At 38.2% G+C, this 13,848-nt stretch carries 7 protein-coding genes; 4 read left to right on the forward strand and 3 right to left on the reverse strand.

What is annotated here, in order from left to right; translation table 11 throughout:
• From L655_RS0107615 to L655_RS0107630, 3 genes are all read right to left on the reverse strand, one after another.
• The coding region (locus tag L655_RS0107615; RefSeq protein ID WP_024604528.1) for a DUF6444 domain-containing protein at nt 1-363 on the reverse strand (363 nt) is incomplete at its 3' end.
• A gap of 615 nt (nt 364-978) precedes the next feature.
• Nucleotides 979-2,556 carry a sensor domain-containing diguanylate cyclase gene (locus tag L655_RS0107625; protein ID WP_050582194.1) on the reverse strand — a complete coding sequence of 526 codons (1,578 nt, stop codon included), beginning with the start codon at nt 2,554-2,556 and terminating at the stop codon, nt 979-981.
• A 392-nt stretch (nt 2,557-2,948) separates the two neighbouring features.
• Entirely contained in the window at nt 2,949-6,968 is a 4,020-nt protein-coding gene (locus tag L655_RS0107630) for a rhombosortase-dependent M36 family metallopeptidase (protein ID WP_024604651.1), read from the reverse strand.
• A 149-nt stretch (nt 6,969-7,117) separates the two neighbouring features.
• On the opposite strand from L655_RS0107630, the gene L655_RS0107635 reads away from it, so the two are divergent.
• From L655_RS0107635 to L655_RS0107650, 4 genes are all read left to right on the forward strand, one after another.
• Nucleotides 7,118-7,642, forward strand: coding sequence for a hypothetical protein (locus L655_RS0107635; RefSeq protein WP_024591569.1), 525 nt, complete (start codon nt 7,118-7,120; stop codon nt 7,640-7,642).
• Between the two features lie 797 nt (nt 7,643-8,439).
• On the forward strand, nt 8,440-10,251 hold the full coding sequence (locus tag L655_RS0107640; protein WP_024604652.1) for a glycoside hydrolase family 3 protein: 1,812 nt from the start codon (nt 8,440-8,442) through the stop codon (nt 10,249-10,251).
• A 1-nt stretch (nt 10,252) separates the two neighbouring features.
• A complete protein-coding gene (locus L655_RS0107645) occupies nt 10,253-10,987 on the forward strand; it encodes a 5-oxoprolinase subunit PxpA (RefSeq protein ID WP_024604653.1) in 735 nt (244 codons plus the stop codon).
• A gap of 153 nt (nt 10,988-11,140) precedes the next feature.
• A complete protein-coding gene (locus tag L655_RS0107650) occupies nt 11,141-13,159 on the forward strand; it encodes a S9 family peptidase (RefSeq protein ID WP_024604654.1) in 2,019 nt (672 codons plus the stop codon).
• The last annotated feature ends 689 nt before the right edge of the window (nt 13,160-13,848 follow it).

The raw sequence follows: 13,848 nt of genomic DNA on the forward strand, positions 1-13,848 counted from the left end.
GACTTGTCGCTTTTGAAAACCCACCTCACGATAGTGACCTTTAGGTAAAAAATCTCGGTCAACTAAAATGACTTGTACCTCATCAGGTGTTTCTGTTTGAGTCAGCGTTTTACCTACTCGGCCTTTTTGTCCGCCAGCTGATTTTTCTGACTTCTCTCTTGTTGGCTTTGTTCGGTTGATATCTTTTGATGGAGGAATGCTACTATTTTGACTATTAAGTCCTAATTTACTAGCTAGCATAACAACGACAACAAGAATGAGTTCAATAGACATCTTCAACGCTGGCGAGAGTGTTTTATCTTCTTGTAACTGAGTTTTAGTTTGCTCAACTATTTCAGTGATATTTATGCTGTTTAAATTCATTAAAGCTAGAGCGATAGGGTAATAGCTCTAGCTTGGCATACTGGCAGGATCAGTCAATAGCTAAAAAAGATCCTTAGAAAATAATTTGTCTTGGTGAATAGTTACAATTAATTAATCGCAAAGTCTTGGGTTTCTAAATAGCTGGGGGCGTTTTTAAAACATGCCGTTAGCTTACTTGCAAGCGTTGTATTTATTGCGCTGTCGCACTCTAATTACCCGTTATACTTCCCCCTAGTAAGCGGCACTAAGCTTAACGAGTCATAGCTTGGTTTACTTTGTATTTTATGAATTACCAAGCCTTGTTGCTGCGTTAGTTTTACTAATGAAAATGCATTTTTGTGTTTTATTAGTCGTGATTTTTCAACATATAACGGGTTTTAAAAAGTTAGTTTGGTAGTAAAACTGCTTTGGCATTAGCGTATTTACCAAATTTTGTTATTGACGATTTAGGGTTGCAAAATTAACTGTAAAGGGGGTTAACAGTCACTACAGTGAGGATATTGTAATGATTTATAAGCCATCAAAAGCAGATGGCTGGCTTAATAAACTCATGTATTCTCTGTAAAGTATTTATCAATTTAAGGTAATACTGGGTAGTACTCAACGAAGCTGCACTTAGCTAATATCGGCCACTACGCACTGGTTACGGCCATGCTCTTTTGCATGGTATAGCGCTTTATCGGCACATTTATATACTTGGGCAATATCAGCACTATGCTCAGGCCAAGTTGCAATACCTATAGAGATAGTGATGTTGCCAATAGTGTCCATCTCTGTTGATTCTACTGTTTTACGTAAGCGCTCTGCAATTTTAAAAGCGCTTTGGCTGTCTTCATTAGGTAACACAAGGACAAACTCTTCACCGCCGATTCTCGATACTATGTCGTCTCTTCTTGATAGTTTTTTAATTATATTTGTTAGCGAAACTAAAGTTTCGTCACCTTTGTCATGCCCAAAAGTATCGTTAACACGTTTAAAAAAGTCGATATCAATTTCTAATATAGCGAACGGGGTTTGCTTTAGCATAAGCTGGTTAAGTAAGCCGTTTAAGCTTCTTCTGTTATGCGTATCTGTTAAGGGATCTGTTTGTGAGTCATGGCGTAACACACCAATTTTAGCTTGTAATAAAGTTACTTCTCTCAACATTGCTAATTTTAGTTTTTGACTTTCGAAATACCACGACTTCACACTTTTAAGTTTTTCTAAGCTTTTTGGATCGTCGAGTGTATTTGCGTTATCGGCTAAGCGTTTTAGTGGCCTTGCTATAAAGTGTGCAAATAAACCAATAAAAATAAACGTGACTAATGCCATTGGTATTGTTTGTTTAACCACTTCAATAGTTAATGTATCAAGAGAGGAAAGCGTTGATTTTAATGGTCTTTGCGCCACTATTCCCCATTTAGATAAAGTAATGGGTGCGTAGCCTGCGAGCATTGGTTTATTTAGGCTATTAATAACGGTTGAAGTACCCATTTCGCCATTTGTAACCGCGTCAATTACATGGTTATTAGTAACAACGTTACCTATTCTTGACGGTTCTGGATGATATAAAATGCGCTTATTTGAGCTAACAACAAAAAGGTATGAGCCACCTTTGTAGAAATGTTGTTCTAAAAGCTCATTTAAAATATTTTTCTCTTTTAAATAAAGAGAGCCCCCAATATAACCTAAATACTTACCTTCAAAATCAAACAACGGGTGCGATATAAAAACAATTAAATTATTAGCTGCTGATAAATAAGGCTCACTAATTAATGGGCGTTTTTCTTTTAACGCCTCTATTGCACCAGGTGATTGTATTTGTTGGCCTATTATACTTTCTAAACGAGGTGACGTAGCAGCAACTACGCCATGTAAATTAATAACAACAGAGTTAAAACTATCAGTTTGCTGATTTAAGCGAATAGCTTCATCGTTTAGTAGTTGAGAATTATTTGGTGATTGTTCAATAATTTTAGCTGAGTATTCAAGCTGCTGAAGCGCAGACTTTAAAAAGTTATCAGTAGCAGAGGCTAGTTTTTGTGCATAGGCTAAATTACTTTTTAGTGTATATGATGTTAACTGCTCTTTTTGAACCTGATAGCTAGAGTAAAAACTCCCTACCAATGTGCTTAGTGCTGCAGAGAATGCGAGTAGCAATATAAGAAATCTTAAATTTAAAGCAGGTAATAATTTATATAGCAAAGCTTGCATCCCAAAGCACAATATTCAGCGCGTATTATACGAAGCTAATTATTATACCCATTTAAGTGTTTTTAGTTAAGATGGTTTGTTTGATTCTGTGACTAAGCGCTATGCTATGGAGTGATAAATAATATATTCCAGCATTGCATTTTTATCCTCAAATCAGTAAAACTCAATATGACTTAGTGGCGCCGAGGTTGTTTATTAAACTTTGATATATAGGTTGTTAACGGTGTATAAAAAGTCAATGTAACCAATAAATCAATGTGTATAGCCATCAAAAAGTTAATATGAGGTCAGGACTAAAAACACCAAACTAAGTACATAAAAAGGCCAGAAGCAAAAGCGACTGGCCTTTCATTAAAACCGTCATGTGTTTAAAGACGGTATGTTATTTAAACTTATTTACTAACTGTTTTACGGCGTCTGTTAAACCATACTAATGGAGTAAGTAATAAAGCAATAAAGCCAAAGCTACCACCACTACTAGATTTGGTTTCTGTCACAGGTGTTATTTCAGCAGCTTCGTTCTTAACCATTACAGTGCTTTGCTGAGTAACCGTGGTTACTCCATCGCTCACTGCAACTTCAAATACAAGCTCTTCGTCTGCAGTAATTGCTGCAGGTGTAAAGCTTAAAGTTGCTGTATCAGCACCAGAAAGGGTCGCAGTACTACCACTAACTTGAGTCCAAGTATAAGTTAGTGTTTGACCATTACGATCGGTAGCTGTTGCAGTAATTGTTCCTGTAGCAGATTCAGTGATTTCCGCCGCGCTTTCGACTAAAACAAGTGGAGCTGCGTTATCACATGCCAGTGAATCACCCGCTACAAGCTCTGAAAATACAGGAGATAGCACGTTAGACATAGTTAGGTTATCAATCCACCAACCTAAGTCAGCTACAGCGCCATCTGATGAAATTCTAAAGCGTACTTTTACTAAGTTACCATTTAGTGAATCACCAAAGTTGATGGTTTCATAATTACCATATGTGCCGCTATCTTGAATGTTATTACCTGTAAAGGTTTCACGCTCTTGAAGCTCTTGCGAATCGTTTTCGGTTAGAACAGCGTCATAGCCAACATCAAATGTGCCGCCAATTTCAGTAGCATCAACCCAGTCACCACCATTAACACTAACTTCTACAACACCACCATCCCAGTTTTGCTCAATACTATAGAAATGCCAGAATGAAATTTCAAAGTCGCCAGAGTAACCGACTTCGAATGACTTACTCTCTACTGCTACATCTGATTGGAAGCCATTATTTACAAGGCGCATTGCTTGTGTGCCTAGCCCAAAGCCACCTTGTTCAAAGAATGCAATATTACTACTATTATCCATTACTTGAGTGCCAGCAGCTAAATCACCACCAAACATTACGTTTTCTTTTAAATCTAATAGTGATGAACTTGCTACTTCCATATCATCTGAAACTACAGCTCCAACAGGCATTTCTGATTTAAAGCCCATATTTACTTCAAACGTGAGTGTTTGATCAAGTGCTTCAACGATATCATCGTCCGTTTCAATTTCAGGGAATGTGACTTCAATTTCTAGTGTTTCAGCTGTACCCGCTTCGTTCAAAGTAACTTTAATATCGTTACTAGTTATTGCTTCGTACGGTTGAACTTCACCAAAAGTAAGTAAACCATCATTTTCAAATGTTACATCATGATCGCTTATAACAGTCAGTTGTGCTGTTGTACCACTAAGTACTTCACTACCACGGTTAGTAATTGTTACGCTAACCGTACTCGTTTCGCCTTTATCTAAAATATTGTCGTTAGTACAAAAACCAAGCTCTGTACCATTGTACATGTTGTTTAAGTCAGCACTTGCAAATGCATAGCTAGAAAGCTGTGTTTTATCCGATTCAACTACACCAGTAAGGTCTTCACTGAAACGATCTGGCGATACTGCGCCAAGACCCATACCACGTTTAGCAAATGCACCCACCATTAGTTTGTAATCAGCAGGGTCTACTGCATAGGCCGCAGCTAAAATAGCATCACGTGCTTCAGTGTAGGTTGGTGCTATAGGTGTTAATTTGTAACCTGCAACTAAGTAATCTGCCATTCGAGTTTGTGCTTCATTAAAGCCATGCTCGTTGATAAGCGCTACGTAGTTTTCCCATAATACAGTTGCCCAAATTTCGCCAGCAGCATGAGGAGAAGCCACGCTTGTTGGTGATATACCAATATCTGCACCAGCATTTTCAGTAATATGGCGGAACGACAATGCATTTACATCTGTATCAGTTGAATAAGGAAGACGACGAATACCGAAGTAGAAGTCTTCTACAAATGTGCCGCTACCATATGCTTTTTGGAACTTATCGTTACCTGTAATATTTATATCGCTTTCTTTAGCGATAAACATTAATGAGTGGAAATCGCCCCAGCCTTCGCCCATTGCGCGGCCTTGGAAGTTAATAAGGCCTGATGAATTACCGACTAAGCGGTTACTAATGTAGTGACCCCATTCATGAGCAATAATACCATTATCAAACGTACCATCTTTTAATGTTGCTTTAGTAAACATGTCTACAGTAACAACTTCACCAGCATCAATTAGGTCATACATTGCATGACCATCAGCGTAATTTAAACCCATATTTGGAATGGTTACAGTATCGTCTTCACCGCCCATTGGTGCCGGTTCTGCCGTATCTGGGTCATTATTAACAACGATAGTTGCTATTGCACCTGCATCTTGTGCATTTTTTACTTTAATCGTAAAAGCACATGAGCCACGATCTACAATTGCAATTTTCCCTGCTAGTTCAGCAGCATTTATAGCAGGCTCACAACCATCATTAATACTTGTTGAATCTACTGTATTTCCATCATCTAAACGAACAACTTCTGCAGCCACGTCACTGAACTGATATTTACCAAAACCAGATTCTTTTGTTGAAGCTAAAAGGCCTAAAGAGTCATGTGAAGTTACTGTAATACCAAAATCTACACCAACAGTGGCATCTTTACTGTTGTACAAGTACATTTGCATACGTGGGCTAGCACCATCAGCTGGTGTAGACATATTTGCATTATTACGACCTGAGTTATCTTGAGCCTGTGCTTCAATCGGGTCACCTTCTACGCCGCCACGACCAAAGTTAGATACTTGAGCTACGTTTGATGTTTCATCAAAACCATGATCATAGAAAAAATCATGTAAAAAGTTATTCATATAAAACAAGTTAACAATAGCTGCTTTACGGTTTGCGTAGCTATTTGCAACTTCATCTACTTGGTAAGGGTAGTCAAATGTGAAGTCTGCAGTTGTTTCAGCGGTAAAGTCACCTTCACTAAAGTCTTGAGGTGCAATCACATCGGCGTAAGCAAATACGTTATTACCTGATGTTGTCGTTGCATCATCAGCTAACCATGGGTCCATTGTGCTTAGTTTGCTGTAGTAAGATAGAGATACCATTGGCGCATCTAAAATCTCAGTCTCGTCTACTTGTCCTGGGCCATCTGCAGGAATTACATCACCGTGCGGGCTTTCCATTGGGTAGCCATCTTGGTTAGCATAAACACGGTAATTAAAGTCAGCTGCATGAGATTTCAAATCTTTCGCAAAATATACTTTGCTGTTATTCGAATCTACTACATAACTAAAGTAGTCACTTTCTAAAGAGCCAACTTCTGCTACTTCTACTTCAATGTAGTAAGCAGATTTAAGCTCGCCTGCAACTTCAAAAAACACTTCTTTTGCACGTGGTGTACCTAAAACAACTTTGGAATCATCTAATGATTTAGCTTCATATTTTGCATATCCACCTTCATTACCAATTTTACGAAGTGAGACATCAATATTTGCTAATTCACTAAATGCTTTTTTTATACTTTGCTCAGAGTTTACAAAACCCGTTAATGCAGCAAGTTTATTTTTAGATGACGACGTATCAGCAAAATACCCCGAGCTTGCTACTAGGTTGTACTCTTTATCCATTAACAAGTTGTATTCGCGGTTAAAAACTTCAACACCGTTTACTTGTTGCTTGTATTTTGCACTAATAGAGCCACGTTTTTGCTCTGATAAATCAACCATAACAGCAGAAGATGCTGTTGCTTTACGATTACTAATACCTGTTAAAGTTTCAATATAAAAGTCAGCAGCATATTGGTTACGGTTATCAGCAGCGATTAAAGCCATGTCAGGCTTACGCTGACCTATTGCTTGCCATAAAAACGTTGCTTTACCCATTTGTGCATCGTAAATTGATTTTTGACCCGAGACAGTGGCGCGTTCGGCTAAGGTTTTCTGCTGAACAGCAGCTAAAGAAGTACCCTGAGTAACTGCATTTGTTGCACTTACATCATAAAATCGAGTTTGTTCAGCGGCCGTTAGCTCACCTGCTGCTAATGTAGATGCTACAACCATGGCAATAGTTGTTAATTTAAATTGAGACATGTATCCACCTATTTGTATTTATTATGTTTAAACACTTAATGTTTTTAAATTGATTATTTTATGTAAACTCCTAGTTAAGTTGTTAATATACAGACTTGAATAAGGCTGAATAGCTTTAAATTTAAAGAAAAGTAAACAAAGGTAAACGAATGCAAAAAATAATTTTTACAAGTTCAGTGCCAATAATTGCAGCTTTATTACTATCTGCATGTAATAACAGTGAAAAAACAGAGGTTAACAACTCTCAGGCGCTACCTAAAACAGCAGAAATCATTATAAAAGAACCATCTAAGAACCAGAAAACTGACACTATTTTCCCTAAAAAAGAAAGCAGTCAAGGTATTATGAAAAAAGCATCTAAAAGCATAAATTCATCTGGTGATAAGCTTATTTTTAACTCTGAGCAGTTATTTAAAGGCGACGTTATTTATAATCAGAACTTAAAGCAAAAAGGTGTAGTAACAGGTACTCTTACCATTACATTAAATACCGATACTTTGCCTGATGAGTTAAAAAATAATTATGAGTTAGTTAAGTCGACAGCTCACAATTACACATTACTTGTTGAAAAGGATGTTGATATTGCAGGGTTATCTAAAGATCTAAACAACTATAGCTCAGTGAGCAATGTAGAAGTTGCAATTGATTACTCACCTATCGAAACACACTTTTAATCAGCAACAATGCACTTATCACTACCATATTATTAACATGGTAAAGTACTTTGTCAGCACATTTGTAAACTTGGTCTATTTCATTACTATGCTCAGACCAAGTTGCAATGCCAATAGGAATTTACGTATTTATAGACTCAACGGTTTGACGTAATCGCTCTGCTATTTTGCGCACTTTGCTGTTCTTATTAGGTAAAAAAATACAAATTCTTATCTACCTAAATGCGCCACAATATTGTCTTTTCAAGATGATTTTTAGTTGAATAGGCAGGTTATTGCATTGCTGATTCTAAAGAGTATAAGTTGCTGATGCTAGTTTATTAGCGTAGGCATAATTATTTTTTAGTGTAAGTTTTTAACTGCTCCTTTTGTGCTTGGTAGGTAGAATAAAAGCGACTTACTAAAGTACTAATAAAGGCTGTAATCGTTAAATAAAAAATAAGAAATCGAAGATTAAGGCTATTAATAATTCTTTCGAAAATGAATGCCATCCTAAGTATTAGGCATTCAATACTTGCACCTATAATTGAGCATAAAGCCTGCAATTACACCCTATTAAAAATTTATTACCTAATATCAATAAAGCCAGAAAAAATATAACTTTTCACTAAGTTCAAAACTATAATTTTTCTTCAATTTTTACAATACGTTAATGGTTTTTGTAAAGAAAACCTTCTTTTGCAGTTACTTTAAAAAGTAGTTAAGCTGCATAAACTTATCTATTTTATTTAGCCTTGGAGTGTGTTTTGCTAAATAAGTGTATTGTACCGTCTATCATTTTTTTATCTGGGTGTTTAATGCCATTACAATCCTCGTTTGCTAAACCCGTGCTTTCTCTTGAACAACAACTTGGGCAAAAGTTAATACTCGACTTTCGCTACTTCTGTCAGCAAGGAGCAAGTAATAAATGCCGAACTCCAATGACCGAGTTACCTAATGAGCTTGCTACCGCTATTGCTAAATACGATATTGGTGGAGTTATTTTATTTTCTGAAAATACCCAATCAATAGAACAAACCATTACGCTTAATAGCCAATTGCAAACAGCTGCAAGTAAATCCAGTAGTAAGCTGCCGCTATTTATATCAATAGATCAAGAAGGCGGACGTGTAGCACGGTTACCACGCGATGTTGCTACATCATTTACCGGTAATATGTCGATTGGCGCAACCTACAAAAAACACGGTACGAGCTTTGCGACAAAAACAGCAACTGTTATAGCTAAAGAGCTAAACTCGCTAGGTATCAATGTAAACTACGCGCCCACGGTTGATGTAAACATGAACCCCGATAACCCTGTTATTAATGTACGCTCGTTTGGTGAAAACCCTGCATTAGTGAGTAAATTAGGCGCCGCACAGGTAGCAGGATTTGAGAACAACGGTGTTATTACCTCGTTAAAGCACTTCCCGGGCCACGGCGATACAAACGTAGATAGCCATACAGGTTTGCCTAAAGTAAACCATGCAAAAGAAGTTATTTACGAGCAAGACCTAGCACCCTTTAAACACATTATCGCCAAGCAAAACCCAGGCATGATAATGACGGCGCATATTCAATACCCAGCGCTCGATAGCACAACGTTTATAAGTGTTAATGGCAAAACGATGATAAAACCGGCAACAATGTCGCGCGCAATCATTACTGATATTTTACGTGGTGAGCTTAATTACCAAGGTGTTGTAGTAACTGATGCGCTTGATATGGCTGGCATTAGTAACTTTTTCACACCAACTCAAGCGGTAATAAATACGTTTGCGGCTGGGGCTGACATTGCCCTAATGCCCGTTGAAATTAGAACACCGGATGATTTAAACAAGCTCGATGACCTTATTAAAGAGCTTGTTGCAGCGGTTAAATCAAACCAACTTGATGAGCAAGAAATAGCACAATCTTCGATGCGTATAATTACGCTTAAAAATAAATTTAGATTAAGCACTAATTTTGACCCTATTACCGCGCTCATAAATGCAAAGCAAACAATCGGCAGTGCAGCACATCGCGAAATAGAAGCGCAGCTTGCTGTAGAGGCAATAACGCAGGTTAAAAATAATAACAGTACTTTGCCGCTTAATTTAAAAGCAGGAAGTAATGTTCATATTATTATGCCCGACACGCGTAAATGTATGGCAATGCAGCAAGCGATTGAAGCTATCAGCCAGCAAAAACTAAACTATAGCTGTAGCAGCCTACAAGGGTTTAACCCTGCACAAGCTAAAACACAAATACACGCTGCTGATGTAGTTATAGCCGGCAATGCAACGCCTAATCAAAGTGCGGTAGAAATTGGCGGTATGGATGATTTAAAAGACGATCCTAATTTTGCACTTAATAATGCAGAGCAACCAAAAGCACTTGAGTCATTATTAAATATGGCAAAAGAGGAAAACAAAAGCACTGTTTTTATAAGCCTAAGAGCGCCTTACGACATTGCTAAATTTGGCAATTATGCAAATGCTGTACTTGCATCTTACGCATATAATATTGATGTAGATAAAAACGATATTGTATCTGGCCCTGCTTTTACCGCACTTGCAAAAGTGTTACTAGGAGAAGCACCGGCTAACGGCGTATTACCTGTCACAATAAAACCGCAAAAGGCGCACTAATATGAAACTCAATTGTGATTTGGGCGAAAGCTTTGGCGCGTGGAAAATGGGGCTAGACGATGACGTTATGCCACATATTGATATGGCTAATATTGCGTGTGGGTTCCATGCAGGTGATGCCAACGTAATGGCAAACACTCTTATACTTGCCAAGCAACATAACGTACAAATTGGTGCTCACCCAAGTTACCCAGATAAGCAAGGCTTTGGTAGGCGCTCAATGGTACTTAGCGAAAAAGAGCTTACAAATTGCCTGCATTATCAAATAGCCGCTATTGAGGGCATGGCAAAAGTACAAGGTTTAACACTTAGCTATGTAAAACCCCACGGCGCACTTTATAACGACATGATGGCTGATGAGAAAATATTACAAACCGTTATAAATGCAATTGCCAACTACCCAACAGATTTAAAACTAATGGTTTTAGCGACTAAAAATGCCAATAAGCACATTCAAATAGCTAAAAGCTCAGGGGTTGATCTAATACTCGAGGCATTTGCCGACAGGCAGTACACCGACGACGGGCATTTAGTGTCACGAACACTTGAGGGCAGTGTTCACAACAAAGCTGCATTACTAGAGCAAGTAACTCAGCTTTTATCCGATGGTAGCGTGACAACACGAACTGGAAAAAAACTAACGCTTAACGCCCATAGCTTATGTGTACATGGCGACAACGCTGATGGCATAGTGCTTATAAAAGATATAAAAGCCCTGTGCAACTCAGCTAACTAAACTTTTATACAACCTCGAATAGAAGCTGTAAACCCCCTTTACAGCTTTAACTCATAGAGTTAAATAAGAGCTTCATCGCATCCTACTGTTAATTTAATAATCCCTAACATATAACTACTTAGAAAATTAAAAAAAGTAACAACAGGGATAAAAATGAAAAAGCTTTTAACACTTAGCCTCGTTTTAGGTTGTAGCAATTTAGCCTACGCTGAAACAAATACACTACAACTGCAAGACGTGTTTAATTTAGAATATGCCAATCAAATAGATATAACCGAAGACGGTAAAACTGTTTATTTTGTGCGTAACCGCATGGATATAAAAACCGACCGCAAAGTTGGTAATATTTGGTCTGTTGATTACAAAACCAAACAAATGCAACCGCTAACCTCTGGCGTGCATATGGATTATTCGCCAGTCCTCTCTCCTGATGGTCAACGCCTTGCGTTTATATCAACTCGCGATGGCAGCAGCCAAATATATATAAAATGGCTTAAAACAGGTGCTATGGCAAAAATTAGTAACTTAACGAGTAGTCCACGTTCGATTACATGGAGCCCTGATACTAACCAATTAATATTTAGCATGTTTGTTCCAAGCGCTAATTCAGCGCCAGTGAGCTTACCAGGCAAACCAAAAGGCGCAACCTGGGCAGAATCCGCTAAATTTATTGATGATGTTTATTATCGTTCAGATGGTGGCGGTTACACACAAAAAGGTTTTAGCCAATTATTTTCCATAGATGCTAACGGTGGTAATGCCAAACAACTCACTCATGATGAATTTGATAACGCAGGCGATGTAAGTTTTAGTAACGATGGTAAGTCGCTTTATTTTTCTGCAAACAGGCACACAAACAACCAGCTAAAACCCACAAACAGTGAAATCTATCAACTCGAGTTAGCCACACAAAATATAACTAAAGTTACTGACCGAACCGGACCTGACGAGCAGCCTAAAGTATCGCCCGATGGTCGTTACTTAGCGTACACAGGTTACGATGATAAACGCACTAACTACGAAAACGCTCAGCTTTATATTCGTGATTTAAAAACAGGTAACACAACAAGCTTAACGCCAAATTTTGATCGTAGCGTAGGTCAAATAAAATGGAGTGCAAACTCCAAAGGCATATACTTTAGCTATGCAGATAAAGGTCAAACCGCCCTCGCCTATCTACCACGCAGCGGCAAGCGTAAAATAATAACAACTCAAATTGGCAGTGTTGCCTTTGGTCGCCCTTATTCTGGTGGTGACTTTGATGTAAGCGAAGATGGCGAAGTAGCCTTTACCCTTGCCGATACTCAGCGCCCTGCTGATATAGCAACAATTAAACGCGGTAACGCGCAGCGTTTAACTACCCTTAATGCAGATGCATTGGGCGACAAAGCTTTGGCTAAAGTGGAAGAAATTTGGATTAAATCAAGTCACGATGAGTTACCTATTCAAGGATGGATTGCTTACCCACCAGAATTTGACCGCAGCAAAAAATATCCGCTAATACTAGAAATACATGGCGGTCCAGTAGCTAATTACGGTCCACACTTTAGCGCTGAAATTCAGCTGTTTGCAGCCAAAGGAAATGTCGTTTTATACATGAACCCACGTGGTAGTGATTCATACGGTAAAGAGTTTGCACAAACTATTCATCATAATTATCCAAGTAACGATTTTGATGACTTAATGACTGGCGTTGATGCGCTAATAGCGAAAGGCTTTATTGACGAGTCTAAATTGTTTGTAACCGGTGGCTCTGGCGGTGGCGTACTAACAGCTTGGATTGTAGGTCATACCGATCGCTTTGCTGCGGCTGTAGTTGCTAAGCCTGTTATTAATTGGATCAGCTTTGTACTAACTGCCGATTTTTCCCCGTTTTTTGCTGATTACTGGTTTCCGGGTAAACCGTGGGATCACATCGAGCATTACATGAAGCGCTCGCCTATTAGTTATGTTGGAAACGTTAAAACTCCTACTATGTTGCTCACTGGCGAATCTGACTACCGTACACCAATATCAGAAACTGAGCAGTTTTATCAGGCATTAAAACTACAAGGCGTTGATACTGCAATGGTGCGCATTCCTAATGCATCGCATGGTATTACAGCTCGCCCATCAAACTTAATGACTAAAGTAGCTTATATTCAATGGTGGTTTGATAAACACACTAAATAAACTCTGGGTAATAAATTTATAGCTCAAATAAAAGCCACTTCAAATAAGTGGCTTTTGTATTTACCGCCTTAGTATTCAAACTGTAAACCCCCTTTACACTTCTGTGACAGTTAAATATCGGACTTAGCTAAAACTTCAGTTAGTAAAATTTCGGTTTATAGCATTTTTTGTAACTTGAGTTGGTAAAAAATCGGTTTGAGTCACTGTTTATAGCCTATCAGTTAGTAAAATTTTGTTTTATAGCACAGAGAAGTTAGTAAAAAATCGGTTTATAAATTCGCTAAGTTTGCCTATTAAAGCAAAAATCAGTCACTTACCTGCCTTTTAAAGTTGTTGTAAACGCTTTTTACAGCAAAATCACCCCAAATATGCCGTTTTATGAAAGGTTAGTTAAACTCTGATCTGTAAATTCACTCAGGTAGTTAAATAGTGATCCAAAATTATTTGGCAAGGGCGTGTTGAACTTTGGTGGGTTAATTTGCAGCAGTATGTTTGGTTTTTAGGCAAGGCGGAGCTTATGTAGTGTGGTTATTCCCCATGAATAGGCGATAACGTAGCATAAATACCAAACATGCGCTGCCCTTTGGGTTCTTTCAAGGGGCGATAAACTCTTTGTTGCTCGGTTTTTACTTAGCCCACTAGGTTACAAACCTCGCGCCGCGATTTAATCGCCCCTAGATTGAACAAAT

It is taken from the genome of Pseudoalteromonas sp. TAE79 (genome assembly GCF_000498015.1).
Lineage (GTDB): Bacteria > Pseudomonadota > Gammaproteobacteria > Enterobacterales > Alteromonadaceae > Pseudoalteromonas.